Source organism: Cupriavidus sp. 05L411, assembly GCF_056398045.1.
The window spans coordinates 68,018-93,442 of sequence record NZ_JBFTOQ010000010.1; the positions used below are offsets into that span (position 1 = coordinate 68,018).

Annotated in this window: 28 protein-coding genes and 1 tRNA gene; 20 read left to right on the forward strand and 9 right to left on the reverse strand. The window is 63.0% G+C overall.

All coding sequences use genetic code 11. The annotated features are described in order from the left end of the window. Window position 1 precedes the first annotated feature (1 nt). The 12 genes from AC1DQR_RS14485 to AC1DQR_RS14540 all read left to right on the forward strand — a co-directional run bounded on the left by AC1DQR_RS14485 (window position 2) and on the right by AC1DQR_RS14540 (window position 7,313). A complete protein-coding gene (locus AC1DQR_RS14485) occupies window positions 2-928 on the forward strand; it encodes a hypothetical protein (RefSeq protein ID WP_477133214.1) in 927 nt (308 codons plus the stop codon). Beyond that, complete coding sequence (locus AC1DQR_RS14490; RefSeq protein ID WP_477133215.1) at window positions 928-1,860, forward strand: tail fiber domain-containing protein; 933 nt, start codon at window positions 928-930, stop codon at window positions 1,858-1,860. The genes AC1DQR_RS14485 and AC1DQR_RS14490 overlap by 1 nt, the downstream gene beginning before the upstream one ends. After that, complete coding sequence (locus AC1DQR_RS14495; RefSeq protein WP_477133216.1) at window positions 1,857-2,390, forward strand: hypothetical protein; 534 nt, start codon at window positions 1,857-1,859, stop codon at window positions 2,388-2,390. Before AC1DQR_RS14490 ends, AC1DQR_RS14495 begins: the two co-directional genes overlap by 4 nt. 60 nt (window positions 2,391-2,450) lie before the next feature. Further along, entirely contained in the window at window positions 2,451-2,717 is a 267-nt protein-coding gene (locus tag AC1DQR_RS14500; protein WP_477133217.1) for a spike base protein, RCAP_Rcc01079 family, read from the forward strand. Further along, a complete protein-coding gene (locus AC1DQR_RS14505) occupies window positions 2,717-2,923 on the forward strand; it encodes a hypothetical protein (RefSeq protein WP_477133218.1) in 207 nt (68 codons plus the stop codon). The genes AC1DQR_RS14500 and AC1DQR_RS14505 overlap by 1 nt, the downstream gene beginning before the upstream one ends. 2 nt (window positions 2,924-2,925) lie before the next feature. Beyond that, on the forward strand, window positions 2,926-4,131 hold the full coding sequence (locus AC1DQR_RS14510; RefSeq protein ID WP_477133219.1) for a phage head spike fiber domain-containing protein: 1,206 nt from the start codon (window positions 2,926-2,928) through the stop codon (window positions 4,129-4,131). A gap of 1 nt (window position 4,132) precedes the next feature. After that, window positions 4,133-4,468: a hypothetical protein gene (locus AC1DQR_RS14515; protein ID WP_477133220.1), complete on the forward strand. Its 336-nt coding sequence runs from the start codon at window positions 4,133-4,135 to the stop codon at window positions 4,466-4,468. Beyond that, the gene (locus AC1DQR_RS14520; RefSeq protein ID WP_477133221.1) at window positions 4,465-4,815 is read left to right on the forward strand and encodes a hypothetical protein; all 351 of its coding nucleotides are present in this window, start codon (window positions 4,465-4,467) and stop codon (window positions 4,813-4,815) included. Before AC1DQR_RS14515 ends, AC1DQR_RS14520 begins: the two co-directional genes overlap by 4 nt. An 82-nt stretch (window positions 4,816-4,897) precedes the next feature. Continuing rightward, window positions 4,898-5,539, forward strand: coding sequence for a glycoside hydrolase family 19 protein (locus tag AC1DQR_RS14525; protein ID WP_477133222.1), 642 nt, complete (start codon window positions 4,898-4,900; stop codon window positions 5,537-5,539). Window positions 5,540-5,547: 8 nt separating this feature from the next. Beyond that, the gene (locus AC1DQR_RS14530; protein ID WP_477133223.1) at window positions 5,548-5,844 is read left to right on the forward strand and encodes a phage holin family protein; all 297 of its coding nucleotides are present in this window, start codon (window positions 5,548-5,550) and stop codon (window positions 5,842-5,844) included. Beyond that, window positions 5,828-6,382 carry a lysis system i-spanin subunit Rz gene (locus AC1DQR_RS14535; RefSeq protein ID WP_477133224.1) on the forward strand — a complete coding sequence of 185 codons (555 nt, stop codon included), beginning with the start codon at window positions 5,828-5,830 and terminating at the stop codon, window positions 6,380-6,382. The genes AC1DQR_RS14530 and AC1DQR_RS14535 overlap by 17 nt, the downstream gene beginning before the upstream one ends. Window positions 6,383-6,521: 139 nt before the next feature. After that, complete coding sequence (locus tag AC1DQR_RS14540) at window positions 6,522-7,313, forward strand: DNA adenine methylase (protein WP_477133225.1); 792 nt, start codon at window positions 6,522-6,524, stop codon at window positions 7,311-7,313. Here AC1DQR_RS14540 and AC1DQR_RS14545 read toward each other — a convergent pair. From AC1DQR_RS14545 to AC1DQR_RS14555, 3 genes are read right to left on the reverse strand one after another with little or no spacing between them, the layout of a single operon-like run. Then, window positions 7,310-9,640, reverse strand: coding sequence for a hypothetical protein (locus AC1DQR_RS14545; RefSeq protein WP_477133226.1), 2,331 nt, complete (start codon window positions 9,638-9,640; stop codon window positions 7,310-7,312). The two genes, AC1DQR_RS14540 and AC1DQR_RS14545, sit on opposite strands and share 4 nt — an antisense overlap. 29 nt (window positions 9,641-9,669) lie before the next feature. After that, window positions 9,670-10,350 (reverse strand): SOS response-associated peptidase, encoded by a 681-nt coding sequence (locus tag AC1DQR_RS14550; RefSeq protein ID WP_477133227.1) that lies wholly within the window; start codon window positions 10,348-10,350, stop codon window positions 9,670-9,672. 8 nt (window positions 10,351-10,358) lie between these two features. Further along, a complete protein-coding gene (locus tag AC1DQR_RS14555; RefSeq protein ID WP_477133228.1) occupies window positions 10,359-10,634 on the reverse strand; it encodes a hypothetical protein in 276 nt (91 codons plus the stop codon). Window positions 10,635-11,543: 909 nt separating this feature from the next. On the opposite strand from AC1DQR_RS14555, the gene AC1DQR_RS14560 reads away from it, so the two are divergent. The 7 genes from AC1DQR_RS14560 to AC1DQR_RS14590 all read left to right on the forward strand — a co-directional run bounded on the left by AC1DQR_RS14560 (window position 11,544) and on the right by AC1DQR_RS14590 (window position 14,101). Beyond that, window positions 11,544-11,699: a hypothetical protein gene (locus AC1DQR_RS14560; protein WP_416048157.1), complete on the forward strand. Its 156-nt coding sequence runs from the start codon at window positions 11,544-11,546 to the stop codon at window positions 11,697-11,699. Between the two features lie 139 nt (window positions 11,700-11,838). Then, complete coding sequence (locus AC1DQR_RS14565; protein WP_416048158.1) at window positions 11,839-12,093, forward strand: hypothetical protein; 255 nt, start codon at window positions 11,839-11,841, stop codon at window positions 12,091-12,093. A gap of 188 nt (window positions 12,094-12,281) precedes the next feature. Continuing rightward, on the forward strand, window positions 12,282-12,572 hold the full coding sequence (locus AC1DQR_RS14570; protein WP_477133229.1) for a hypothetical protein: 291 nt from the start codon (window positions 12,282-12,284) through the stop codon (window positions 12,570-12,572). A gap of 20 nt (window positions 12,573-12,592) precedes the next feature. Next, window positions 12,593-12,835, forward strand: coding sequence for a hypothetical protein (locus tag AC1DQR_RS14575; protein WP_150983933.1), 243 nt, complete (start codon window positions 12,593-12,595; stop codon window positions 12,833-12,835). Between the two features lie 75 nt (window positions 12,836-12,910). Beyond that, entirely contained in the window at window positions 12,911-13,162 is a 252-nt protein-coding gene (locus AC1DQR_RS14580) for a hypothetical protein (RefSeq protein ID WP_150983934.1), read from the forward strand. A gap of 107 nt (window positions 13,163-13,269) precedes the next feature. Next, window positions 13,270-13,638 (forward strand): hypothetical protein, encoded by a 369-nt coding sequence (locus AC1DQR_RS14585; RefSeq protein WP_416048160.1) that lies wholly within the window; start codon window positions 13,270-13,272, stop codon window positions 13,636-13,638. Window positions 13,639-13,846: 208 nt separating this feature from the next. Further along, window positions 13,847-14,101, forward strand: a complete 255-nt coding sequence (locus AC1DQR_RS14590; RefSeq protein WP_416048161.1) for a hypothetical protein — start codon at window positions 13,847-13,849, stop codon at window positions 14,099-14,101. A 69-nt stretch (window positions 14,102-14,170) separates the two neighbouring features. On the opposite strand, the gene AC1DQR_RS14595 is transcribed toward AC1DQR_RS14590, so the two are convergent. Both AC1DQR_RS14595 and AC1DQR_RS14600 read right to left on the reverse strand, forming a co-directional pair. Next, window positions 14,171-14,761, reverse strand: a complete 591-nt coding sequence (locus tag AC1DQR_RS14595) for a DUF2939 domain-containing protein (protein ID WP_477133230.1) — start codon at window positions 14,759-14,761, stop codon at window positions 14,171-14,173. A 63-nt stretch (window positions 14,762-14,824) separates the two neighbouring features. Beyond that, complete coding sequence (locus tag AC1DQR_RS14600; RefSeq protein ID WP_477133231.1) at window positions 14,825-19,705, reverse strand: NAD-glutamate dehydrogenase; 4,881 nt, start codon at window positions 19,703-19,705, stop codon at window positions 14,825-14,827. Between the two features lie 367 nt (window positions 19,706-20,072). Here AC1DQR_RS14600 and AC1DQR_RS14605 point away from each other — a divergent pair, with 367 nt between their 5' ends. After that, window positions 20,073-21,587 (forward strand): acetyl-CoA hydrolase/transferase family protein, encoded by a 1,515-nt coding sequence (locus AC1DQR_RS14605; RefSeq protein ID WP_416048164.1) that lies wholly within the window; start codon window positions 20,073-20,075, stop codon window positions 21,585-21,587. 397 nt (window positions 21,588-21,984) lie between these two features. On the opposite strand, the gene AC1DQR_RS14610 is transcribed toward AC1DQR_RS14605, so the two are convergent. From AC1DQR_RS14610 to AC1DQR_RS14625, 4 genes are all read right to left on the reverse strand, one after another. After that, on the reverse strand, window positions 21,985-22,368 hold the full coding sequence (locus AC1DQR_RS14610) for a hypothetical protein (RefSeq protein WP_416048165.1): 384 nt from the start codon (window positions 22,366-22,368) through the stop codon (window positions 21,985-21,987). A 315-nt stretch (window positions 22,369-22,683) separates the two neighbouring features. Continuing rightward, on the reverse strand, window positions 22,684-23,658 hold the full coding sequence (locus tag AC1DQR_RS14615) for a tripartite tricarboxylate transporter substrate binding protein BugE (protein WP_416048166.1): 975 nt from the start codon (window positions 23,656-23,658) through the stop codon (window positions 22,684-22,686). Window positions 23,659-23,995: 337 nt separating this feature from the next. Continuing rightward, a tRNA-Lys gene (locus tag AC1DQR_RS14620) sits at window positions 23,996-24,071 on the reverse strand. A 63-nt stretch (window positions 24,072-24,134) separates the two neighbouring features. After that, window positions 24,135-25,409, reverse strand: a complete 1,275-nt coding sequence (locus AC1DQR_RS14625) for a DUF2252 family protein (protein ID WP_477133232.1) — start codon at window positions 25,407-25,409, stop codon at window positions 24,135-24,137. Between the last annotated feature and the right edge of the window lie 16 nt (window positions 25,410-25,425).

The window sequence follows — 25,425 nt, forward strand, 5'->3', positions numbered from 1 at the left end:
GGTGGCGAACGTTCTCCTGGCGCATCCCAATATCGCCGATACCGGCAGCCTGAGCGGCGGCAACTGGCAGATCTCGCGCGACAACCTCAAGGACCGGCAGCTGTTCAAGGTCGCGCGGACAGCCACGGCGGCCAAGGCTGACACGCAGTTCACGCTGGATCTCGGGCGCAGCCGCCTGGTGTCGGTGGTGGCCATCGTGCGGCACAACCTGTCGACAGCCGGCAAATGGCGCTTGCGCGTGTCCAACGATGCGGGCTTTACCAAGCCGGTCTATGACAACGCCGTCACGATGCCGCTGGACGGCGGGCCTGGCCTGCAGATGGATTTCACCACGCAGACCTACCTGGCGTGGGATCCCGACTGGCAGTTGGCCTGGCCAACGCTGTTTCCGACCAGTGTGCTGGAATGGGAGGATGACAACTTCTGGACCGGCAGCATTACCGAGGAGGAGCGCAGGGAGTATCCGTCGCTGCTCCTGGTCGTGATGCCCAAGCCGATCGCCGGTCGCTATATCCGCCTGGAGGTGGATGACGAAACGAATCCGGATGGCTATATCGAGTTCGGGCGCATGTTCGTTGGCAGTGCCTGGCAGCCCATCTACAACGCCAACTGGGGTGCCTCGATCGGTTGGGAAACGGATACGGGGATGCAGCGCGCAATGGGTGGTGCTCCCTACTTCGACCGCAAGGCGGGCCGGCGCGTCACGCGCTTCACGCTGGGCTTTCTGTCGCGCGATGAGGCCCTGGGACGCATCTTCGAGATCCAGCGCAAGGCCGGCATCGATGGCGAGATCCTGCTCGTCTGGGACAAGGACGATGCCATCAACCTGCTGCGCCAGTCCTATCTCGGCCGCCTCCGTCAGTTGGGCCCAATCGAGCGGGTCTTTGTCGGCAATCACAGCAATGCCTTTGAAATCGAGGAGCTTTAATGACTAGCGTTACCTTTACGCCTGATGTCGGCGGCGACAACGTCACCATCGACGACAGCGATAGCGCCACCACAGGCCTCGGCAATGGTGGCCACCGCACGCGCTTCATGATCGCGCTCGCGCAGTTCATGAAAGTGGTGTTGTGGGTGAAGACCACGGCGACCTTGGTGCTGGGCTATCGAGATGCCGCGGCGACATCGGCCAGCCAGGCGCAAACCTACGCGGGGGCGGCGCAGGCGGCAGCGGGGATCCCGTCCTATGCGGCGAAGGGCAACTATGTGTTCACGGTCAATCCCGGGGCGACCGGGGTGGCATGGAGTAACGCGCTTACGCTGGCTGCCCTCATGGCCGACGCCCTCAGTGGCAAGACGGCGACGCTGACGCATACCCAGCCCCTGATTCGCTATGTGGAGAGCGACCAGGCCGGGGCTGTCGGTGTGTTTCAGACGCAGGTCGATGGGGGTTCCTTTGCTCTGTTGCGCAACACGGCCGCCGCGCGCGATTTCAGCACGTTTGTCGCCGAGCACCAGGTCAACGCTGCAGGTCGGCACCTGTTCGGCGGGGGTGCCGACAACAACACCGACAAGTTCCAGTTTCAAGGGGACTTGATGGTCACCGGTTACCTCAAGGCCTCCTTGAATGTGACGTGGACCTCGGATGCTCGCGTGAAGCGTGACATCGTGACGATCGAGGGCGCACTTGGCCTAGTGGAGCAGATGCGCGGCGTGCGATACACCCGTAGCGATATGGCCGATGGGCGCGAGCATGTGGGCGTGATCGCGCAAGAGTTGCGGGAGGTGCTGCCCGAGGCGGTCATTGAGGGCGCGGACGGCTTGCTGTCGGTTGACTACGGCACACTTGGGCCAGTGCTGATCGAGGCAGTGAAAACGCTATCGCTGCGCGTGCGCCAGTTGGAGGGGGTACGCGCATGACGACGCCAGCAGTCCCGCCCATCTCGCTCACGGACGTCGCTGCTGAGCTGCGGCACCCTAGCGTTGGTGAGCTGAACGCCGAAGACGTCAAGCGTCTGGCTGGCATCTCACGTCTCGCCACCTCGGTGTCGCTGTCGCAACTGCTTGGCAAGACGCGACCGTACTGGGGCGGCGTGACATCCGAGGTCAGCGGGTTGGACATCGGGTTCAGTGGCCCGACGTTCATTGGTTCTCTCGTACCTCAGATTGACGTGTACCTTGGTGGCGTGCAGATCAAGCAGTTCATGACTACTACGTACACGTTTGACTCGACCGTTCAGACAGCCTTGGTTTTCGTCTCTGATCCTGGCTTCCGAAACGCGATCAAGGCGCGGCTGCTCGACCTGGATTTCGGATTGATCCGCGAGGTGACGCTAAGCTACAACGCCGGGTCTGGGACCTGGCGTAGCCCGTCACTCCCAATTGGATCTGCAGACGCCACCCTATTCACCGGCGCCGGATCTTACCTGCTCGATCTGATCAAGCTGTAGCGCTTCACACAACGCATTTTTCTCGCCACCTTCGGGTGGCTTTTTCATTTGGAGGGCTGCATGCCAGCAGAAGACAAGTTCAAGTACCACACGCAGGGGCTGGATTCGCCGTCGCGTGACTTCGCGGTGGTCGTCAAAAGCGACACCGTCGATTTCGATGTGTTGCCGCGTGCGATCTATGTCGGTACCGGCGGCGACATCCAGGCCGTGCGCGAGGACGGGGTGGTGGTGCCGTTCCTGAACTACCCGGGCGGCCAGTATCTCCCCATCCGCTGCATCCGGATCAACGCTACCGGCACCACGGCCGGTAACTTCGTGAGGCTGTAATGCGGATCGGCATCGGGCTATCGATGGCGGCAAATGCCCCGCGGTATGACGCGGATGACTTGGCGAAGGGGACGCTTTCGCTCGACTTCACGGCAACCAACGAGCCGACCTTGCTGCTGGATTTTTCTGCCAACGACTATCGCACGTGGGTCGATGACCCGACCTGGCCTTACGGCGTGGCCGGCGTGTTTAAGAGGAAAGCATAACGATGCTGACAAATAAGAATTTCGGTGACATTGTCACCTTCACCCGGGCCTCGGCGCGCTGGCGCTTTAATAGCGGCGGGGTCCTGGTGCAGGACGCGGCCAATGTTCCGAGCTTGGACTATGACCCGATCTCGCTGGCGGCGCGCGGACTGCTGGTGGAGGAGGTGCGGACGAATTTGGTACTGAATTCCGGCGTCTTCACCGCCTGGAACGTACAGGGTTCGACGCTCGCGCCGCCTTCCGTGACAGCGCCGGATGGGAGTCTCGCCAGAAAACTGGTTTCCTCCGTCACTACGTCTACGGTTTGCCAGGCTTATTTCCCTTCGGTGCCTACAACGGCGGGTAGCACCTATTCCTTTTCCAGTTACTTCAAAGCTGGGGAATATACCGCTGCCTATCTGAACTCAAACCTGACGGGCGGCTATCTCTCGGCGGTGTTCGATCTGCTGACGGGAGCCACCAAGTCAGGCGCTGGATTGACCGCAAGCATGGCGCCGGCTGGCAATGGTTGGTGGCGTTGCACGGTCACCGGAGTCGCCGCGTCGACAGCGGCGCAAGTTGCGGTGGGCGGAGCTTCCAACTATGCCGGGGCCAATGCCGGCACAGGACCGGCAACCGGATCTGTATTTGATGGTGTCTCTGGTCTTTACATCTGGGGTGCCCAATTCGAGGCTGGCGCCTTTTCCTCCAGCTACATCCCAACCACTTCCGCGCAAGCGACTCGCGCTGCCGACAGCGTGATCATCGCCGACTTGAGCAAGATTGGCCTCAACCCGAGCGAGGGGACGATTTACGTTGAGGGCACCGCCCCTGCGCTACCTGCCTCTGTAGGATTTGCGCATTCGATCCAGTTGGACGCCGGCTCGTCTGCCGATCGGCTCTCGCTCTACCTGCGGCAGGCATCTGGTGGGCTTGCTGTCAATTGCTTCGCTGGCGGCGTGCAGCAGACGACGGGGCTGCAGCATCCGGCGTACACGCCCGGCACGGTGTTCAAGCACGCTGTGGCATACCGAGCAGATGGAATCGCGTCATGTGTCAACGGCGCTGCTCCGCTGACGTCTGCGGTGGGTGTGCTTCCGAGCAATCTATCGAAGATTCTTCTTGGTTGGGGGCGCGGTGCGAATGACTTTCTTAACGGGTGTCTTCGCAATGTCCGTTACATCCCGCGTCGCATGACCAATGCCGAACTCCAGAACCTGACAGCGTGAGGTGACTATGTTCCATGACTACTACCTGCGCGGCACCGACCGCGAAGCGACGCGCGCCGCTCTGCTTGCTGCTGGGTTCACCATCGATACGCATGGTGAGGACGGCGAGCTGCGCCGCGCTCCGGCCGATGGCGTCAATCTCTCGACGCTGGGCACGGTCTACCAGGGCGGCGAATGGGATGCCAATGGCAACGTGGTTACGCCGCCGGCAGCGATACCTGGCTGGCATGTGAATCTGCGTCTGGAGCGGCCGCTGTCGGCCGAGGAGGAGGCGCTGCTCAGCGAGATGCTGGTGGCACCGGATCCTGCCACGCCTTACCGGGTGTGGGCGGCATGAAGCTCTACCTCTGCCCCCTCTGCCTGGTGCTGCAGACGCAGCGCCTGATCCCGGCTGGTTTCGATGGCTACACCTTGGGTCCGGTGGTCCTGGTGCGGCCCGGTACCAGCGCCGCGCTCCTGGTGCATGAGCAGACCCACGCGCGGCAGTTCTGGCGCTGCCTCGGCTTCAATGGCTTGCTCTACCAGGTGAGCCGCCGCTGGCGCCTACGCCTCGAGCTGGAGGCCTACCGCGCGCAGCTGGCGGTGGCCGGCCCGCCGGCGGCGCTGCAGCTCTCGGCGGCCCTGGCCAGCCAGTACGACCTGGACATCACGCAGGAGGAGGCCTACCGCCTGATCACGGCCTAGCACGCCAGCTGCACCACCACGGGCCACCCTGCGGGGTGGCTTTTTCTTGCCCGCTGCGCGCGGGCTTTTTCAATTCGAGGTCATGGATAAATCAACCTTTCAGAAGGCGGCCGGCATCAACGATGCCCTGGCCGAGCGTTGGTGGCCGCACGTCGACGCCGCGCTGTTCGAGTTCGGCATCCTGCTCCCTCACCGGGTGGCGGCCTGGATTGCACAGGTCGGCCATGAATCGAAGGGCTTCTCCACGTTGGCGGAGTCCTTCGATTACTCGGTGGGCGGGCTGCTGGACACGTTCGACAAGCGCCTGTCGCCGGCGCTGGCCAAGACCCTCGGTCGCCAGGCCGGCGAGCGCATGGTGCCGCTCGAGCGCCAGCAGCGCATCGCCAGCATCGTCTACGCCGGCCGCTATGGCAACGGAGACGCCAGCACCGGCGATGGCTGGCGGCACCGTGGCCGCGGCCTCAAGCAGATCACGTTCCACGACAACTACATGGCCTGCGGCCAGGCGCTCGGCGTTGACCTGGTCAGGCAGCCGGAGCTGCTGGCTACCGACGACCGGCTGGCCGCGCGCTCGGCTGGTTGGTTCTGGTTCGCCAACGGCTGCAACCAGCTGGCCGACGCCGGCGACCAGCGCGCACTGACGAAGCGCATCAACGGTGGTTACAACGGGTTGGACGACCGCCTGCAGCGCTACGTGCGCGCCAAACAATTCATCCAAGGATAAGGGTCCACATGCAAGAACACGAAAAGAGCCTTTTTATGCTGCTGGTGCTGGGCGCAATGATCGGGCTGGGCAAGCTGCTGGCCAGCGACGAAACGATCACCGTGCGCCTGGCGATCGGGCGGGCAGTGATGGGCGCAGCGACTTCGATGGTGGCGGGCATGGCGCTGATCCAGTTTCCCGGCCTCAACCCGGTGGCGCTGGTGGGCCTAGGGAGCGCGCTGGGCATCGTTGGCTCGCAGGCCCTGGAGAGCTATTTCAAGCGCAGGCTGCGCCAGAGCGAGGGCCGCCATGGCAAAGGCGCTTGAGTTTCTAGCCGCCTGGAAGAGCCGCCTGGTGGCGGCTTTTCTCGTGGTGGCCGCCGGCGCGGTCCTGGGCGGTTCGCTCGCCTGGTGGCTGCAGGGTAATCGCTACGGGCGTGAGCTGGCCGAGCTGCGGCTGGAGATCACCCGCGAGCGGGAGGCTGCTGCGCGAGCGGAGGCTGACCAGGTGACGAAGTACCGCGGGCTGGAGCGCGCGGCCGGAGAGGCGATTGCGGCCGTGGTGGCCCATGCCAAAGAGGAGAGAGATCGTGAAGAAAACGCTGCAGCTGCTGCTCGTGCTGAGTACCTGGCTGGCACTCGCCGGCTGTCCATCGCCGTCCGTTCTTGTCAGGCCAGCGGTGGCGCCTCCGCAGATCCCGGCGCTGCCGGCGGACCTGGCGAAGCGCGAGCCGAACTTGCTCCAGAGGCTGCAGCAGCTCTCGACGCCATCGCCCGAGACGGCGACCGCGGGATCCGCGACGCCAATGCCTGCATCGACGCTTACAACGCCGTCCGCGACACGCTGAACCAGGCGCAGCAGTAAAGACAGGGCGGCCGCTAGCGGTGTTAGAGCACCGCCGGCGGCCGCCGGACACACTGAACTCACCAGTGAGCCAAGCCAAGGCCCTGCCACCTTCCTAGGAGGCGGGCGAATCATACCAAAATGTGAAAGGCTCACCACAATGGCAACACCCATCATCCCTTGGATCGGCGGCAAGCGCCGTCTGGCCGATACCCTGCTTTCCCGCTTCCCGGCGCACGAGTGCTATGTGGAGGTGTTCGCCGGCGGCGCCGCGTTGTTCTTCATGCGGCCGCCGGCGTCGATCGAGGTTGTCAATGACGTCAATGGCGAGTTGGTCAATCTCTACCGCGTGGTGCAGCACCACCTGGAGGAGTTCGTGCGCCAGTTCAAATGGGCGCTGACCAGCCGCACCGTGTTCCAGTGGCTCAAGGACACCCGGCCGGAGACGCTGACCGACATCCAGCGCGCCGCGCGCTTCTACTACTTGCAGCAGGCCTGTTTCGGTGGGAAGGTGGCCGGGCAGACGTTTGGCACCGCAACCACCACACCGCCAGGCTTGAATCTCCTGCGGCTGGAGGAGAGCCTGTCGGCCGCCCATCTGCGCCTCGCCAATGCCTATGTCGAGCACCTTGACTGGACTGAGTGCATCCGGCGCTATGACAGGCCGCACACGCTGTTCTATCTGGATCCGCCCTATTGGGAGACCGAGGGCTATGGCGTCGACTTCCCGCTCGCGCAGTACGAGCGCATGGCGGAGGTGATGCGCCAGCTTAAGGGCAAGGCGATTGTTAGCCTGAACGACCACGTGGAGATTCGGCGCATTTTTGCCGGCTTCCAGATGGAGACGCTCGACATCAACTACCAAGTGGGCGGTGGCGACAAGCTGGCCGCGCGGCGCGAGGTGATCATCTACAGTTGGGACCGCCAGGCTGAGCCGGCCGGTTTGTTCTAGGCTTGCCCTGGGAGGGGGGTGCCCCCCTCATCGGTTGGAAAATAGATCTTTGCCGTTGCACTAGCAAGCTCTTCCGGACCGCCAGTGTAAGCATCGACACCAAGTTCCTTTTTTGTTTTTTCGTAAATGTGATATGGATCTAATTCTCGATCTGTCAGTAGAATGACTTTCTGTTCAAATTCAGTATTGATCGATTTTGCCAATTCTATTTCTTCTGGGCTAAAGGAATTTAGTTTTGTTATGAGAATAAATGTTTTGAAGCGTTTTTTTGGAAGAGCCTGCGCCACGCGACGTAGATTTTCAACCTCGCGCTGCAATTCGCTGAAATCAATTGTGCGATCTTTGCATTCTCCAAGAATGACAACCGTCTTTCTGGGGAATGGTCGATCCATCATCCATATGAAATCTATTTCGCACTCGTTCAGATTGCTGGTTGGTTTCTTGAGCTCTAAGGAGGGCGAGTATAGGACTTGATTTGATGGTCCTGTTAAGTTGGCGCCCAACTGCTGGAGTGTCAGTACGACCGGGATCGCACCTTGAGCATTCTTCTCAATGCCGAGTATCCCAGATCGGCGATAGTGCCAGGAGCTATTGACCAATTGTCGGGTTGCGTTGTGCTCTTCACCACACAGTTCGCAAATAACGCTCTGACGAAGTGCATCAAGGGCGATCCAGCTGTCGAGGTTGCAGTTCGGGCATTTTATCTCTGCCCCAATACGAAACAGGCCTTTTTCAACTAGGTGCGCAAAGACGTCGGAAGGTAGTAGGTCCGTCTGCGTGTCTCGCGGCTCTATATAGAGATTAGCATGATCGCTAAATTTCGCAGTCGGGTTGTCGGGGTCCGTGTTGCCAATGAGTTGTATTGCTCCATTTTTGGTGAAGCTGGCGGAAGGGCCGTGTGTCTTCAGAAGTCTGCGGACACCCGGAATCTTAAATGCCCTGGCTCCTTGTAGTCCGCCTAGTCGCGAGATTAGTTGTTTGGTAATAAGTCCACCGGAGCTCAACTTGGAATCATAGCCTGCCATCGAAAGGACTTTCTCCATTAACTTTGCCACAGGAAGTGCGCGAATGGAGGCGTCGGTGTCAGTCGCACGGATGATAAGCCCAATTCTCTCAGATCCGACGCGAAAACCGTCGTGGCGAAAATGCATGGTTCGCCCGTAGAATTCGTTCAATTCCGGAATGTAGGGGACCCTAAATGTGTGGCGCTCATCGCCATGCAGACCGCCAACAAAAGAAATGGATGCCAAAAGTTGCTGAGTATGGAACCACAGATTGCTTGATAACGGCTTTTCTGCTAACTGAAATGAAACACTAGGCTGCCCCTGCTGTTTGCCTACTACTCCGAGTACAGATGCCTTGCCAATGGTCATCGACGGGGGGCGAACATTGCGTCCATTCCAGCTCAGATCGACAATATTAAATTGAACCGGATGAATGCCGGGGAAAATGTCATTAACGTTGTCGAGATGGTCACCCCCGGTCCATACCCCTATATGTCGCTCATGTTCTCTGGCGTTTGGGCGGAGATTTGCACGCATGAGAACATCCCATTTAGGTATCACTTCAGAATAGCGGGGTAAATGATTTTGGTCTATAAACCAGAGGGGGATGTCTGCCGCCCGAAGATTCCAGTGGCACACTAGATCAGTGAGTTTGGTGCTGTCCCCAACATAGAAGCCAGGGCGATCCCACCCGGATGCCCGTACGTCGTAATCGCGTTCGAAGGAAAATCTAGAAAAAGCGGCTACGCTCAGTTGATCTAGAAGGATGGATGGGATGGGGGAGGAAGATTCAATTTTCTGCTCTGTCGCCGATCCAGCGTCGCAAAAGAATTGGGTATAGTCAATGGTCGTGAGTTCAGTGCTTGGATATTCGCCGAACTGTACAAGAAAAATATCCGACAATGGATCATCCTTCGACCACGTGTGATATCTAAGATTGGTTTCTGCGTGATGATTCCAGTGGGGAGTGGTGCGGTAATGCACTAGCGCGTTTTGAATATCAAGGAAATTGCACTGCGCTTCATCTCCATTCTTAGTGAACAAGCCTTCAGAGAAAAAAGGTTTGTGCAGGTGTGGAAACTTCTTTTCAAGCTCAAGGACTTCTTTTGAATCGCCAATTGGGAAGATGAGGTCAACGCGATATAAATCGATAAGACGTCTTGCTTCTTCCTCCTTGTCTGCAAAAACGATTGGATTAAAGCGACCACCCCACAAGCAGTAAGATAATCTTATCGCCTCGCGAAATGCTGAGAAGTCGGTGGAGTGAATTGCCCACGCGACGCGTAGGGATCGATACGAAACGTCGACTCGAAGGGTGTCCATGTCTTTGGGAGTAATGTCAGCGCAAATGACTATTGATTGGGCGATTGCGTCTTACTTATCGTTTTCGCCATGAGCTGTCGCGGCGCAGGCTCCGCATCCATTTTATCGGCGCCGTAGGGCACGAGGAAACCGCGCGCCCGTTCAGTATCCCGGCACGTCAGCCAATCATCCCACTCGGCCCTAGGCACGATTACGATCATGCGTTTTTCCTTGCCCGGGGCATGGAAGCGGTTCATCAGTGGGTGTTTGTCCGAGTTGATGGTCAGCATGGTGAAGCTGAACACCTCTGCGCCGGCCTCGCCTGGCCAGGCGCGCCAGAGGCCGGCAATCGCGAACTCCGGCTCGTCCTTCAGCCAGATCCGCCAGCGCACGGACTTGGGTCCGGCCTCGTAGTTAGGCTCGTAGAAGCTGGTGGCCGGCACCAGGCAGAGCTGCCCCTTCTTCCACGGCCCCGAGAATGACCGCTTCTCGCCGACCGTCTCCGATCGCGCGTTGGTAGTGTCGAATTTGGCCACGCCGGGCGGGATCCGGGTCTTGGGCACCATGCCGAATGTGCCCACCAGCGCCTGGCGCGCGCCGTTGCCGTTGCCCACGATGATCGGCGCGGCGTAGTCCGGCCAGGTCTCGGGCGGATAGTCCAGGGGCGGCGGCTCGACACCGAAGACATCGCGCAGCAACTGGCGCTGCACCGGGGCATAGTTAGTGCACATGCGGTCTCCTATCCGTTGCGCCGGCGGCGCGCCTCGCGCTTCGACATTGGCTGGGCTCTGTCGAAGATCTCTTCCTGCCTGGCCGCGTCGTCCACTAACCACGTCTCTCTCGCCAGATCCCTGCGCAGCGCGGCAAGAATGATGTGGAAGGCCGTCGCGGTCAGTTGGCTATCGTACAGCGGGAAGCACGAGGCGAACTGGTCGGCTCGCCGGGCCAGCGCCTGCAGCCGCGCCACTTCCCACAATAGCCGGCGGACCTCAGGCGTTCGATTGCTCTGGTACATGGCGCATCTCCGCTTCAGTGAGCGCCGGTGGGTATCGAGGGTCGGGCGGGCGCGGTGCAGGATCGGCGAGGCCTCGTGCCCAGTCCCGGGGGACGTCTCGAGGATGCATGACGGATCAGACCCGAGGGAATCGGGCCTTGAGCGGTGGCTTCACAATTGGCCGAGCCACCCTGAACCGGTGGTGTTGGCCATCTGCGTCGAAAGATAGGTATTCGGCCAACCAGACCATAGCCTGGAGATGGCGGGTCTCGACGCCCTGCACAGTCACTGCGTCGCCCGACACTAATATAGTGTCGCAGGGGAGGCGCAGTTCGGCCACGTCGCCCGGTAGGAACTCGGACTCGAGGAAGATCGATGCGGCCTTATAGGTCACATTGAGCATGATTGGCTCGCAAAAACACTGTATGGATGTACAGTATAACTTCATCCAATAACAGTGGGGTGACTGACTCGTGAACCGCATGCTGCCGTGCGTAACTTTTGCGCAACTAGTTGGATGGAATCGTGGAAACCTGAGGCCCAACAAGGGATGGCGGTGATTTTCTGACCTGCATGGGGTGCAGGTGGTCGGAGGTTCAAATCCTCTCGCCCCGACCAGTATCAAGAAAAACCCGCACAGCGATTGTTGTGCGGGTTTTTTGTTGCCTGTTCAAAACGCCGGCATTTGGCCCGACCAAAACACGCGGCAACGAGCATCATCGAATTCGCCTTAATCTTTTCGAATCGACGCAGCCATCGCTGCCACGCGGTTATCCCTTCACGGCATCGTCGGCGAGGTCACGCCAGGCCGATGACGCTGCCTTGCCCCACATGGCCCGATACGAATCGGCCGGGTCTTCGCGAGTGGCATGGTGCGGCTCGCCATCTGTGCGAAAACGTAGCGGCGTCCAGGCCATCCGGCGAGCCAGAATGGGTGAATTTCTAGCTTTTCTCGGCGCACAGATTGCTGACGCCGTAGTCAATTACATTGGCTACACCCGGAGTCGGGCGAAGCATCTCTACTTCTGGATATCTGGCCTGATCATCCTCGCCTGCCTTGCCGCGCTGGTGATGGCGCGCGGATAGCGCTAAACGGACTAGTGCATCTGTCCGATGCCGTTGCCGGCGAAATGTTTCACCATTGGATGATGGCCGCCGTTGGCGATCCCACCGGGGTCTGAGCAGCTCCCTACATCACGGAGTTTGCTCCACAGTGGAGAGCGCCATGATGCCACCCGTGAAAACCAAGCACACCAACCTCGTGGTCGGCGAGCCCCTGGACTGGGATGCCGCCAGGGACGGGGAATTCTCGGGGCTGCCGGTGCACCTCGATGTGGCGCGTGGCGTGATGCACTCTTTCTGGCAACCCACGGAGCAGGACATTGCCAACATACTGGCAGGCACGCCCATTCGCTTGTCCGTGTTCGGTGAGGTGCACCCGCCCGTTGCGGTCGCGGTGACCAATGACGTGGCGGGCTAGCGAAGCCCCTTGCCGATCAATCCAGCCAATCAGGTTTGTCGCGAAGGCGCGGCGGACTCTACAATCAATCCATGGACCGCGTGGTGCGCATGTCTTTCCAGGCAGACGTTTGCTGTGCACAGGGTCCCGGGGCACTGGTTTGGCCGGATGCCGTTTACCGCGTGTAACGCATACGATAGGAGTAAGGGATGGTCAAACGCGAGCGCGCCGCCAGGGCCTTGCAGGACGAGGTGAGCAGGCGCATCCAGCGTCTTGATGACATTGTGGAGGATGGCGCGAAGATCCGGGTGCCGGCACCGCAAGCGCATGCACGCGATGCGCGCGGGCGCAACTGGGATATGAAGGCCTTCGGCAATGCCGCGGGTTATGAGAGGAGTATCCGGGCCGTGGTGGACAAGGCGCGTGACGAGTTCGACCTGACCGAGGTGCCGGGCCAGCTGAGCGCTGATCCCTTTGGCACTCCGCCCTCGCTGGAGTGAGCGTTTCGTTGGAGTAAGGCATGCACGCTTGCGATCTCTGCCATCTTCTCGTTGGTGCGCCGACCACGGTGGAACCGCATGAGAACCTGGCCGCATCGGGTGCGGGCGCACTTGGCATGGACATCAACTCGCGCTGGGTGGACCGGCCCTGGCGCTGCACGGTCTGCGGCGCCTGGATGTTCCAGAATGCCGCCCACGGCGAGCCGCCCAATGTCTGGCGCATGGGGCGCCGCCCACAGGATCGCCCGCAGGACCGGACCTAGGCCCGGCAGCCCCTTGCCCCGGCTGGCCGGACGCTGCGCTGCGGCATGCTACGATGGCCGGCAAAGGGAGACGCAATGAATGAATCCAGAACACAGCATTACCGAGGCTACGTGATTTTGATCTCGGTACAGCAGCATGAGCGCGGATGCCTGGTGAGTGCCTCGATCGTCCAGGAGGCCAAAGGGGCGGTGCGCAATCCGTCGCCGCTGCAGTCGTGGGTGGGGCATGAGCAGGGCGAACTCATGGAGGTCGCTGACCGGGCGCAGGCACGCGCCTGCCGGCTGATCGATGCGACGGTGGACCATGTTGCCTATGCCGCGGGCTGACTGATTGATCCTGGTGGCCTGGCGGGCCTTCCTGGCCATGCATTGGCTCGGGCAGAAGTTTCGCCGGCCAGCCTACATGGCGCGGGATCGCTGTCGTTAATCCGGGTATGAACTCATTCGATGCTTCCGAAGAATCCGCCGCAAATGCCGATGCCATGGGGTGGGGCTCATCACCGCCCCATGTGCTGGCCGCGGTGCTCAATACCGCCCTGGCCGCCGAGGACCTGAACGGCTTTGCCGCGCTGTTGTCCGACATGGCCCGCGATCGCGGCCTCAAAGGCGCGCGTGGCTCGCACCAGTCCATCTACGACATGCCCTACGCCAGCTTGTTGCCGCGCCAGCAGCATCTGCTGGCGGATGCGTTCGAGCTGCTCATCCGCCTGGGCCTGGAGTTGCAGCCGCGCAGGCCGCGCATGCTCGGCGACAGCCCGGGGAGCCTCCTGGCGCACGGCAGCCACGAGATCCCTGCCGACTAGATACCACCACGATCTGAGCAGTAGTGCGCCATGGCGGACACGGCGGCGAGGCTGCGTGCTAGCATCTCGCGATCAACCAGATCGCCGCCCCGACGGCGACGTATCACCCGGACAGATGCCGATCCCGGCCGGGTGATGATGCTGACACGGCACGCGCGCGCACGGCCGTGGTGTTCGAGGGGAGCGATCGCGTGTTGTGGAGGTTGCAATGAACGAAGACGAGCCTTTCGGGGTAGTGTTCGAGGATTATCGCGTCATCTGGGTAGCCGAGCGTTTGCAGGATGGCACATGGACGGCGCGCTATTGCTGGAGTCCGGGTACGTCGGAGGCATCCGGCAAGGCGCTTCAGGCCGCAGTGCTCAGCGGCAAGTCCAAGCGGCTGCTGGGCGATTTCAAGACCGAAGAGGAGACCGTCGATGCCATCAAGGCGGCGGTGCTGCTGGAGGCGAAATGGGGCCGGTGAATCCTGGCATCAAAGCCTAAGGTCCAAAAGGGGCCTAGGGTCCAAAAGAAGCCTTAGGCCAAATATGGCCTAAGGCTTGGAAAGCTCCGGCAGCACGATGCTGCTCCATTTCCACGTCCATATGCCTTGGCGCGTCAGGCCAATGAGAATGCGGTCGCCATTGTCCTTGGTGGCCGAGGCTTCCACGGTGTTCAGCGCCCGATAGGACAAACTGTATTTAAGCGCGTCCTTGGCGGCTTCCTCCTTGGCGTGCCCGGCCGGTTCGCCCTTGTCTTCCGCAGGTGCGGGGGCAGGGCGCGCTGGGGGGGCTGGCTGCGGCGCCGTGGCGGGCTTCTCGCCGGCCATGAGCGCCATGACGCCGGCGGGCGACACCATGGTGTCGATCATGGTGTTGATGACCGCCAGGCCGATTGCCTGCCCGATGCCGGCAAAGGGGGTGTTCTGCAAGGCGGGCGTGCCGAGCTTTTGCTGCAGGGACAACGTCAGCTGCGCCTTCAGGCTTTCCCGCAGGGCCGGATAGTCGACATAGCGGGAGAACTTGTCGGCATCGCGCGTTTCGATGGCAGAGCGCATCTGGTAGAGCGCCCAGTAGGGGCTGGCGTAGCTGGTGGCAGCGACAACGATCGCCGCAGCAATCGCGGCTTTGACGGGTTTGTTCATCGGGGGTCCGGTGCAAGCGCGCTGGCTAAGGCCCCCATTGTCGCCAATCGGCCGCGCCTGCGTCTACCCGGCTTGCTGGCTGCGTTCCAGCAAGCCGATTTCCCGTACCGCCACCGACAGCATCGACAAGCCGGCCGCGCCCGATGCGCGCTGATCCGCCAGCATGCGCGAGAAGCGCTCGATCTGTGCCTGGCGCCCGCCACGCCATGCCTCGATCAGTCTTGCCGGCGTATCCAGTTCCTGTGGCTGCGCCAGCACGCTGACCGTGAGCGCGCGCTTGAGGCGGTCGAGGTCTTCGAGCGTCGTGGTGCGTGCCAGCAAGTCCCAATGGCTGTCGGCTGGCAAAGCCAGGGCGCGTTCGCGCAGCCAGCTAAAACTGAACTCCGTATCGAGCGCGAAATAGACTCCCGCCACCAGCGCCAGGCTGCGCTGCGTGGCCGCCGCCACGTCGGCGATATCCAGTGCCGCCGCGGAGATTTCCCCCGCAGCCACGCGCAGGGCCAGTTCATCGTCCACGCCGGACTGGGTCAGGTCCTGCCGCCATTGCGCCAGCGCGGTGGCCTCTGGCCCGGCCAGCAGTGCGGGTAGCTGCGGTGTGAGCCAGGCCGCGGCTTCGGCGTAGCGCGCGCTGTCGCCATCGGTGGGGCCGCCCGCGTGCGGATGCCGCAGGAACCACAGGCTGGCGTGGTCCAGCAGCCGTCCCACGGCGACGAACATGCGTGCCTGCACGTCATCGTCGACTTGGTTGTCCAGCGCATCGATGCGCAGCCAGAGCGGGTCCAGGCCGAACACGTCGCGCGCAATCAGGCAGGCGCGTACGATGTCCGCGGGCCGCGCATCGGTTTCTTCCTGCATGCGGTGGACAAAGGTGGCGCCGATGCGGTTGACCAGCGTGTTGGTGAGGTGCGTGGCCAGGATCTCCCGGCGCAGCGGATGGCGCAGCATGGTGTCGGCGTGCCGCTCGCGCAGCGGCTGCGGGAAATAGGCGGGCAGGAGGCCAGCCACCAGCGGGTCCTCTGGCAGCGCAGACGTGAGCAACTCGTCGTACAGCCACATCTTGCTGTAGGCAAGCAGCACCGCGCGTTCAGGCGAGGTGAGGCCCAGCCCGGCGGCCTTGCGCTCACCCAGTTCGTCCTCGGTCGGGAGGAATTCCAACGCGCGCTTGAGGCGGCCGGCGCGCTCCAGCCACCGGATCAGCCGGCCCTCCGCATCGAGCAGCGCGGCGGCGTTGCGCCCGGCAACCGACAGCGCCTGGCTTTGGTAGTAGTTGTCCTCGAGCACAAGCAAGCCGACTTCGTCAGTCATTTCCGCGAGCAGCTTGTTGCGTTGCTTCTCGGTCATCTCGCCGTCCGCTACCACCAGTCCCAGGAGGATCTTGATATTGACCTCATGGTCGGAGCAATCGACGCCGGCAGAGTTGTCGATCGCATCAGTGTTGATGCGCCCGCCATTGAGCGCGAACTCGATGCGGCCAAGCTGCGTGAAGCCAAGGTTGCCGCCTTCGCCCACCACCTTGCAGCGCAGCTCGGCGCCGTTGACGCGCACCGCGTCGTTGGCGCGATCGCCCACTTGCAGATGGCTCTCGCGGCTGGATTTGACATAGGTGCCGATGCCGCCGTTATAGAGCAGGTCGACTGGGGCCAACAGGATCGCGTGGACCAGTTCGGCGGGCGAGAGCACGCTCGCGCTGATGCCAAGGCTCGCCTGCACCTCCGGCGTAATCGCAATGGTCTTGGCGGTGCGCGGAAACAGCCCGCCGCCGGCGGAGACCAGGCTCATGTCATAGTCGGCCCAGCTCGAGCGCGGCAACTCGAACATGCGCTGGCGCTCGCGCAAGCTGGCGGCGGGGTCGGGGTTGGGGTCGAGGAAGATRTGGCGATGGTCGAACGCGGCCACCAGCTTGATATGGGGCGACAGCAGCATGCCGTTGCCGAACACGTCGCCSGACATGTCGCCGATGCCGGCGACGGTGAAGTCCGTCGATTGGATGTCGACGCCCATCTCGCGGAAATGGCGCTTGACCGATTCCCAGGCGCCGCGCGCCGTGATGGCCATCTTCTTGTGGTCATAGCCGACCGAGCCGCCCGAGGCAAACGCGTCGCTGAGCCAGAAGCCGTACTCGGCGGAGATCGCGTTGGCGTAGTCGGAGAAGCTGGCCGTGCCCTTGTCGGCGGCGACCACCAGATAGGGGTCGTCGCCATCTTCACGCACCACTTCCGGCGGCGGCACCAAGGTGCCGGCGACGCGGTTGTCGGTGACATCGAGCAGGCCGCGCAGGAAGGTCTGGTAGCAGGCGATGCCTTCCTGCAGGAAGGCATCGCGGTCGTTCGCTGGCGGCGGGCGCTTGACCACGAACCCGCCCTTGCTGCCTACCGGCACGATCACCGTGTTCTTCACCATCTGGGCCTTCATCAGCCCCAGCACCTCGGTGCGGAAATCCTCGCGCCGGTCGGACCAGCGCAGGCCGCCACGCGCCACCGGGCCGCCGCGCAGGTGCACGCCTTCCACGCGCGGGGAGTAGACCCAGATCTCGAACATCGGGCGCGGCTCGGGCAGGCCGGGCACCAGCGCGGGGTTGAACTTGAACGACAGGTAAGGGCGCGGCCCGCCGTCGGGGCCGCGGCGGAAATAGTTGGTGCGCACCGTGGCGTTGATCACGCCCAGGAACAGGCGCAGGATGCGATCTTCGTCAAGGTTGGGCACCTGGTCCAGCTCCGTGCCGATGGCTTGCTGCAGGCGCTCGCAGCGCGCGGCGCGGGCGTTTTCCGTGGCGGGATCGAAGCGCGCGACGAACAGTTCCACGAAGCGCGAGGCGATAGCCGGGTTGCCGGTCAGCGCCCGCTCGATATAGGCATCGCTGAAGGTCGACCCGACCTGGCGAAGGTAGCGGGCATAGGCGCGCAGGATGGTCACGTCGCGCGCGGCGAGTTCGGCGCGCAGCACCAGGCGGTTGAAGTCGTCGTTCTCGATCTCGCCGTTCCAGGCGCGCGCGAAGGCGTCCTCGAACAGCGCCTTGATGCGCGCGATATCGGCGCCAAGGTCGATGCCGGCCGCGATCCCATCGGCCATTTCCAGTCCGAAGTCATGGACCCACACCGGTGCCGCGCCGTTGGGCTCGATCAGGTAGGGACGCTCTTCGTCCACGCGCACGCCAAGGTGCTCCAGCATCGGCAGGCTGAGCGACAGCGCGATCGGCTCGCGAGCGCGGTAGACCTTGAAGCGGAATGCGCCGGGCGCGGCTTCGATGGGCCGGTACAGGTTCATGGCGATCCCGCCGGTGGCCTGTGCCGCCTCCATCAGCTCGATGTCGCGCACGGCGATGCGGGCCGGGTAGTCCTCGCGGTAGCCGGCCGGGAAGGAGTCGCCATAGCGGCGCAGCAGGCGGTTGCCTTGCTCCTCGCCGGTGCTGTCGAGCAGGGCGGCGGCAAGGTCGTCCTGCCAGCGGCGGGCGGCTTGCACGATGCGCTCTTCCAGCTCGTCCGGGTTGACCTCGGGCATGGTGCCAGGCTCGCCGCGCACGATCAGCTGGATGCGCGCGAGCGGCGACTCGGAGAGTTGTGGCGTGAACTCGCAGTTGTTGCCGCAAAAGGCGGTCATCAGCAGCTTCTGGATGCGCTGGCGCAGATCCGTGTTGTACTTGTCGCGCGGCACGAACACCAGGCAGGAGACGAAGCGGTCGAAGCGGTCGCGCCGCACGAACAGGCGGATGCGCTGATGCTCCTGCAGGCGCAGGATGCCCAGCGTGATATGGAACAGTTCGTCTTCCTCGGCCTGGAACAGTTCGTCGCGCGGGTATTGCTCGATGATGGTCACCAGCGACTTGTAGAGATGGCCCTTGGTCAGGAAGCCCGCGCGCGCCAGGATGTTGCCGAACTTGCGCCGCACCAGCGGGATGTCCTCGCACGACATCATGTAGGTGGTGGAGGTGTAGAGGCCCACGAAGCGCCGCTCGCCAAAGAGCTTGCCGTTGGCGTCCGTCAGCTTGATGCCGACGTAGTCCAGGTAGCCGGGCCGGTGCACGGTGGAGCGCGAATTGGCTTTGGTCACGAAAATCGGCGACCTGTCTTCGATGACCGAGGTGGCCGCCGCGGGCAGCTCGGTCAGCGTCTCCTCCTCGGGCGGGTGCAGGCTTTCGCTCAGGATGCCGGTGCCGGAGCCGGGCACGCCGCGCAGGTAGTAGCGGTCGTCCTGGGCGACCAGTTCATAGTCGCGCTGGCCGAGGAAGGTGAAATGCTCGTCCAGCATCCACTGCAGGAAGGCGCAGGCTTCTTGTGTATCGGGCCGGTTGCCATCCGGGCCCTGCACCAGCATGTCGATGGTGGCGCGGGTGATGGCGGTCATGGCCGGCCAGTCTTGCACCGCGGCGCGCACGTCGCCCAGCACGCGGGCAATGCCGTTGCGCAAGGCCTCCTGTGTGGCGGTGTCGCCGCAGCGGTCCACTTCGAAATGGATGAAGGATTCGAGCCGGGGACCGCCGGCGGGCTCGCTCGCTGTGGTGTCGCCCTCGCCGCCCAGGCCCACCTTGGCGATGGTGCCATCCGCGTTGCGCCAGACCCGGAAGACCGGGTGGATCGCGGAATGCAGGGCCAGCCCCAGCCGGTTGATCTCCATGGTGACGGAGTCGACCAGGAACGGCATGTCGTCGTTGACGATCTCCACCACCGAGTGGTCGGAGTGCCAGCCGTGCTGCTCGAGGTTGGGGTTGTAGACGCGCAGCCGCGCATTGCCCGAGACAAAGCGCTGGGCGGTCTGCCAGTGCGCCATGACCGCGCCATAGAGATCGGCCACGTTGCGCTTGAGCAGGTCTTCGGCGTCGGCCAGGTCGTAGTAGTGCCGCAGGAATGGTTCGGCCTGGACGAACATGTCGCCGGGCAGGCGGCCCTGGGCGAACTGCATCAGGTCGGCCAGCAACTGGGCCTGTCGCGCTTCGCTTTCCGCCAGCATGGTGTCTCCCCCAGACGGCTGTTTTGGCAGTCCGTTGCCGGCACAGGCACCGCGCGACGCGCGTCGTGTGTTGCCTGCGTCCTGGCAGCATGACCGTGCTAACTACTGTAGAGCATAAAGGGCGGCACCGCGCACAATGTGCGCGGGCTGGCTTTGCCCGCTCCGGGCTGGTGCGGGCGTTGGGATGTATGAGATTTACGACTGGTTTTCATGATTTTATATCGCCGCAGGAATGTGCCTGCCGTGGCTACACTGCCTGTCTGCGCCTTACCCGCCGGTAGGAAGCGCGAGCCGAACTGGGCGCCTGGCCTTGTCGCGGCGCGCGGCGCGGCCTCACTGGCCGGGACGGGCATTATGGAGACATAAGATGTACAAGGAACGTATCCGGCTGGCCAGCCTGCTCGACAAGGTCATGCCGGCCGAGGCCGCGGCGGCGATGATCCGGGACGGCATGACCGTAGGCATGAGCGGCTTCACCCGCGCCGGCGACTGCAAGGCGGTGCCGCAAGCGCTGGCCAGGCGCGCGGCGCACGAGCCGCTGCGCATCACGCTGATGACTGGCGCCTCGCTGGGCAACGACACGGACAAAATGCTGGCCGAGGCCAATGTGCTGGCGCGGCGCCTGCCGTTCCAGGTGGATGCCACCTTGCGGCGCAAGATCAACGCGGGCGAGGTGATGTTCATCGACCAGCACCTGTCCGAAACCGTGGAGCAACTGCGTGGGCGCCAGATCGCGCCGGTAGACGTGGCAGTGGTGGAAGCGGTCGCGATCACCGAATCCGGCGGCATCGTGCCGTCGACTTCGGTCGGCAACTCCGCGAGCTTCGCGATGCTGGCGCAGAAGGTGATCGTCGAGATCAATCTCAGTATGCCGGCCGGCCTCGAAGGCCTGCACGACATCTACCTGCCGACGGCGCGGCCACATCGCCAGCCCATTCCGCTGGTCTCGGTGGACCAGCGCATCGGCTTGCCCTTTATTCCGGTGGACCCCGCGAAGATTGCCGCCGTCGTGATCACGCAAAAGGACGATAGCCCGTCCAATGCGCTGCCGCCCGACCAGGAAACGCGCCAGATCGCCGGGCACCTGAACGATTTCCTGTCGCATGAAGTACGCTCAGGCCGGCTGGCACCTTCGCTGCAGCCGCTGCAGGCCGGCATCGGCACGATCGCCAACGCCGTGCTGCATGGCCTGATCGATTCCCCGTTCCGCGATCTCACGATGTATTCGGAGGTGCTGCAGGACAGCACGATCGAGTTGCTGGACGCCGGGCGGCTGCGCTTTGCCTCTGCGTCATCGGTGACGTTGACCAGCGCCGTCTACGCGCGCTTCCTGGCAGACCTGGAACGGTACAAAGCGCGCGTGATCCTGCGCCCGCAGGAGATCAGCAACCATCCGGAGCTGCTGCGCCGGCTCGGGTTGATCACCATCAACACCGCTTTGGAGTGCGATATCTACGGCAACGTGAACTCCACGCACGTGGGTGGCACACACATGATGAACGGCATCGGCGGGTCGGGAGACTTCGCGCGCAATGCGCATTTGTCGGTGTTCGTCACCAAGTCGATGGCAAAGGCCGGCGCCATCTCCAGCATCGTGCCAATGGTGTCTCACGTGGATCACACCGAGCATGATGTCGACATCATTGTGACCGAGCATGGCCTGGCCGATCTGCGCGGCCTGGCGCCGCGCGAGCGCGCGCAGCAGATCATCGCCAACTGCGCGGATCCGTTGTATCGGGAGTTGCTGCGTGATTACGTGACGCGCGCCACGCGCCGCGGCGGGCATACCCCGCACCTCATCGAGGAGGCGCTGGCCTGGCACGTGCGCTTGCGCGAGGAAGGCACGATGGGCGGCACGAAGGCGGCCCTGGCCGCAGCCTGAAGTGGCTTGCGCTTGGACCTTCCTTTGTTGTCTTCCGGCCTTAATCCCTATATCGGTATCCCTATCCCTTGAAGATGAGCACGGCCAGCACCAGGGAGGAAGCCATTAGGATCAGCAGGTCTAGCATGATGGTCTCCGAAAGGGAGAAGTCCGGGATCGCGAAAGGGTAAGGCTGCGCTACGGTTCATGCTGTAGGCAGCCTTCCGAATCCATTCTCGGATATTTCTCACATTTCCACATGCGGCGCCATCTGGCTCAGATGGCGTTTCAAGCGGGCGTTGGGCATTGCCGTGCCGATCCCGCTGGCTGATCTTGCCTGTTCCCTGTGGCCCGGATGGTGCGCTGGCGCACCATCCGGCGAGACGGGCTGCTTGCTGCCTGCGGCCTCTGCCGCGGCTTACTGCTTGGCCTTGGCGCCGTCGGTATAGGGATCGAATTTTCCGGCCTTGGCACCGTCCGTGTACGGATCGAACTTGCCGGCCTTGGCGCCGTCCGTGTACGGATCGGGCTTGCCAGCCTTGGCCCCGTCCGTATAGGGATCGGCCTTCTTCTTGGTGCTGGAAGCGTTCAGGTTCGACTTGGTCGATTTCTTCGCGCCATCCGTGTACGGATCGAACTTGCCGGACTTGGCGGCGCTCTTGTTCGGGTCCGTCTTGTTGGTATGGGCGCCGCCATAAAGGTCGCCGCCATCGGTGTAGTTCTTCTGGGCGTGCGCCAGCTGCACGCCGCCAAAGGCGGTGAGGGCGGCGATGATCAGGGCGGGTACGGTCTTGTTGCGCATTTTCATCCTCGTGAGTAAAGCTTGGGTAGTTCGAGAGCAATGGCCACGGGCAGGGGGCATGGCCGCAAAAATGGTCGTCAGACCAGGGTGACTCTACCGACTTGGGATGACCCTGCGAAGTTAATCTTTCTTCCCACTGTATTGAACCGCTTATTGGCCTCGCCGGCTATGCGCCAGATCAAGGCAAGCGTTGTTTTTGGGGAGGGGGCTTACGGAAGGGGGGGGGCGAGGCGGGTTTGCCGAAGGCGCGAGCCCTGGCAAGGCCCGGCTGCAGGCAGCCGGGCCATTGCGACGTTACTCGTTACTGGTCACCGGTTACTCGAGCGTAATGTTCTGGTCGCGTGCGATCTTCTTGCGCATTTCCAGTTCGCGCTTGATCTGCGCGGCGTATTGCTGAGGCGTGTTGCCGTCAGGGTAGGCGCCGCTTTCCGCCAGGCGGCGTTTCACGTTCGGGTCCTGCAAGGTCTTCACGGCAGCGTCATGCACCTTGGCGATGATCGCGGCAGGCGTGCCGGCGGGTGCCACCAGGCCGTACCAGGCCATGTTGTTCATGTCCTTCATGCCGGCTTCGGCAAAGGTCGGCACATCGGGCAAGCCATCCACGCGCTTGGGCGCGGCCACCGCGAGGGCGCGCAGCTTGCCGGCCTGGATGTGCGGCATGGACGAGGGCAGGTTGTCGAACTGGCCGCTGACCTGGCCCGCCAGCGTGTCGTTCAGGGCGGGGCCCGATCCACGGTAGGGGATGTGGACCATGTCGGTCTTGGTCAGGAACTTGAACAGTTCGCCGTCGAGGTGGGAGATGCTGCCTTTGCCTGCCGACGCATAGCTGTACTTGCCGGGGTTGGCCTTGACCAGCGCGATGAACTCCTGCAGGTTCTTGGCCGGCACCTTGGGGTTGATCGTCATCACGTTCGGCACATTGACCAGGTTGGTAATGGGTGCGAAGTCCTTGATCGGATCGTAGGGGTTGCGGGCGTTGGTGGCGGGGTTGGTCGCCATGGTGCTGACCGTCGCAATGCCCAGCGTGTAGCCATCGGGCGCGGATTTGGCCAGCGCGTCGGCGCCGATCGCGCCGCCGCCGCCGCCGCGGTTCTCCACCACCACGACCTGGCCAAGCTCACGGCCGATGCCGTCGGCCACCGCGCGGCCCACGATGTCCGTGGTGCCACCCGCAGCGAACGGCACGATCAGGCGGATTGGCTTGGTCGGGTAGGTTTGTGCAAAGGCGCTGTGGCACAGGCCAAGAAGGGCCAGGCAAGCTGCGCTACCGACATTCAATACTGCTTTCAAGAGAGGCTCCCGAGGGTTCTAGGTCTAATGACGGCCCGCGCGGGCGCGGAGTTGGGGCACGGCGATCTGCGTCGCGCCGTTGCCCTCGTTCCTGCTTGCCGCGGGACGCTGGAGATGTCGGATGGGTTCCGTGATGCGGAACCGTGTTCCGCATTGTGCTCCAGGCGCAATTCAACCGTGAAAGCGTAGCCGGCGGAATTGGTATCAACCCGCGTATGCGTCGCTGCGTGGGAGGGGATTGGCCCAGGGTTGCCACGCCCACGGGGGAGATCCTGCAGGGCTGGCGGGCCAATGGAAAAAGCCGGAAGCATTGCTGCTTCCGGCTTTTAGAATTCGCTGGTGGGGCGTGAGTGACTCGAACACTCGACCTACGGATTAAGAGTCCGCTGCTCTACCAACTGAGCTAACGCCCCAACGAAGTCCAAGATTATAGAGGACGATTTTTGCCTTTGCAATAGCTGTTTTGCGTTTTACTTTTAGATATGTGCCTGCGGCCCGAGCGCGAATTTGCGGCAGTGTTCGAGGTAGCCGACCTCATGGCTGGCGATCAGGTCCAGCACGCTGGCCCACAGCCAGGACGGCGCATCCAGCTGCTTGGAGCGATTGCGCGCCAGCTCGCCCAGCCAGCTGCGCTGGGTGGCCAGGTCCATCTGGCGCGCGTGGGCGTTGCCGACCACCTCACCCAGGTACCTCGCGACGCGGCTGGCTTCTTCCTGTGGCAGCGTATCGATCTCCAGCTTCAGGTCCTGCGGCAGCAACTCGCGGATGAAGACCGCTTTGTCGAGCAGCTGCGCGGAAAGAATGCGATCGCCCAGTGCCGGCGAGAGATGCCGGGCGCCCTCCACGACCCGCTCGCCATTGCCGCGTGGCATGTTCACCTTGGGGTAGCCCGGTGCCGCAGCGTTCACCGCTTCTTTGATATCGATCAGGCAGATTTCGGGATTAGGGCTGTCATTGCTGCCGACAGACAGCAATACAGCGAAACGCAATCGTCCCAGCGAGCTGCAGCCCTTGACCCAGTAGGCGGCGTCCATCACCTCCACGCGCGCGCCTTCGTCGCGGGAGGTCAGCAGCGTGGCGAGGTGGGCGATCTCGCGCCGCTCGAAGAGGACACCAATTGCGCGCCGCTCGTCCGCGGAGAGCCGCCAGAACCGTTTGCCGAGTGGAATGGAGGGCGTGGTGTCCTGCAGCCGTTCATGGGCGAGATGCTTCCATTTGCGCCCCAGGGCCAGGCGCATCACGGTACGTACCGCGACAGGCCGACGCGAAGTCAGGCCCGCCGCGGCATCGGGATTATCGAAAGCGCTTTCATAGCCCACCATCAGGTTTTCCAGCATGCGCGCGGTAGTCACGCCGGGCAGGTCCGAGCCGCGCGCCGCCGTGGCCAGCGACAGCGCGAGGCGAATCAGGTCGTGCGCCGGGTTGCCGATCACGGTCTGGTCAAGGTCGCGGATCTGGATGTCGACGTGGCCCTGGATATCGGCGATCGGACCAAGGTTGCCCACATGACAGTCGCCGCAGATCCAGATCGCCGGCCCCTCGGGCAGGGTGTGCGGTTGCTTGGCCTCCAGCCATTCGTAGAACTTGCGCGTGTTGCCGCGCACGTACGCGTGGGCGGAGCGCGCCATCTTCAGGTTCCGGCACCGCATCAGCGCTTCCTGGCGTTTTGCCGGGCCGGGCGGGCGGGGTTCGGCGCCATGCTTCGCACCGCGCTTCGTGACGGGCTTCTTGCTGCTTGTCTTCGTGGCCATGGAAGTCGGAGCGCCG

Excerpts from the sequence above, each read along its gene's own strand:
- AC1DQR_RS14585 (WP_416048160.1), top strand. The coding sequence starts at position 13,270 with ATGAACTCATTCGATGCTTCCGAAGAATCCGCCGCAAATGCCGATGCC.
- AC1DQR_RS14565 (WP_416048158.1), top strand. The coding sequence starts at position 11,839 with ATGATGCCACCCGTGAAAACCAAGCACACCAACCTCGTGGTCGGCGAG.
- AC1DQR_RS14505 (WP_477133218.1), top strand. The coding sequence starts at position 2,717 with ATGCGGATCGGCATCGGGCTATCGATGGCGGCAAATGCCCCGCGGTAT.
- AC1DQR_RS14525 (WP_477133222.1), top strand. The coding sequence starts at position 4,898 with ATGGATAAATCAACCTTTCAGAAGGCGGCCGGCATCAACGATGCCCTG.
- AC1DQR_RS14510 (WP_477133219.1), top strand. The coding sequence starts at position 2,926 with ATGCTGACAAATAAGAATTTCGGTGACATTGTCACCTTCACCCGGGCC.
- AC1DQR_RS14595 (WP_477133230.1), bottom strand. The coding sequence starts at position 14,761 with ATGAACAAACCCGTCAAAGCCGCGATTGCTGCGGCGATCGTTGTCGCT.
- AC1DQR_RS14495 (WP_477133216.1), top strand. The coding sequence starts at position 1,857 with ATGACGACGCCAGCAGTCCCGCCCATCTCGCTCACGGACGTCGCTGCT.
- AC1DQR_RS14560 (WP_416048157.1), top strand. The coding sequence starts at position 11,544 with ATGGGTGAATTTCTAGCTTTTCTCGGCGCACAGATTGCTGACGCCGTA.
- AC1DQR_RS14545 (WP_477133226.1), bottom strand. The coding sequence starts at position 9,640 with ATGGACACCCTTCGAGTCGACGTTTCGTATCGATCCCTACGCGTCGCG.
- AC1DQR_RS14520 (WP_477133221.1), top strand. The coding sequence starts at position 4,465 with ATGAAGCTCTACCTCTGCCCCCTCTGCCTGGTGCTGCAGACGCAGCGC.
- AC1DQR_RS14625 (WP_477133232.1), bottom strand. The coding sequence starts at position 25,409 with ATGGCCACGAAGACAAGCAGCAAGAAGCCCGTCACGAAGCGCGGTGCG.
- AC1DQR_RS14605 (WP_416048164.1), top strand. The coding sequence starts at position 20,073 with ATGTACAAGGAACGTATCCGGCTGGCCAGCCTGCTCGACAAGGTCATG.
- AC1DQR_RS14555 (WP_477133228.1), bottom strand. The coding sequence starts at position 10,634 with ATGTACCAGAGCAATCGAACGCCTGAGGTCCGCCGGCTATTGTGGGAA.
- AC1DQR_RS14530 (WP_477133223.1), top strand. The coding sequence starts at position 5,548 with ATGCAAGAACACGAAAAGAGCCTTTTTATGCTGCTGGTGCTGGGCGCA.
- AC1DQR_RS14570 (WP_477133229.1), top strand. The coding sequence starts at position 12,282 with ATGGTCAAACGCGAGCGCGCCGCCAGGGCCTTGCAGGACGAGGTGAGC.
- AC1DQR_RS14590 (WP_416048161.1), top strand. The coding sequence starts at position 13,847 with ATGAACGAAGACGAGCCTTTCGGGGTAGTGTTCGAGGATTATCGCGTC.
- AC1DQR_RS14500 (WP_477133217.1), top strand. The coding sequence starts at position 2,451 with ATGCCAGCAGAAGACAAGTTCAAGTACCACACGCAGGGGCTGGATTCG.
- AC1DQR_RS14550 (WP_477133227.1), bottom strand. The coding sequence starts at position 10,350 with ATGTGCACTAACTATGCCCCGGTGCAGCGCCAGTTGCTGCGCGATGTC.
- AC1DQR_RS14610 (WP_416048165.1), bottom strand. The coding sequence starts at position 22,368 with ATGCGCAACAAGACCGTACCCGCCCTGATCATCGCCGCCCTCACCGCC.
- AC1DQR_RS14580 (WP_150983934.1), top strand. The coding sequence starts at position 12,911 with ATGAATGAATCCAGAACACAGCATTACCGAGGCTACGTGATTTTGATC.
- AC1DQR_RS14490 (WP_477133215.1), top strand. The coding sequence starts at position 928 with ATGACTAGCGTTACCTTTACGCCTGATGTCGGCGGCGACAACGTCACC.
- AC1DQR_RS14535 (WP_477133224.1), top strand. The coding sequence starts at position 5,828 with ATGGCAAAGGCGCTTGAGTTTCTAGCCGCCTGGAAGAGCCGCCTGGTG.
- AC1DQR_RS14540 (WP_477133225.1), top strand. The coding sequence starts at position 6,522 with ATGGCAACACCCATCATCCCTTGGATCGGCGGCAAGCGCCGTCTGGCC.
- AC1DQR_RS14575 (WP_150983933.1), top strand. The coding sequence starts at position 12,593 with ATGCACGCTTGCGATCTCTGCCATCTTCTCGTTGGTGCGCCGACCACG.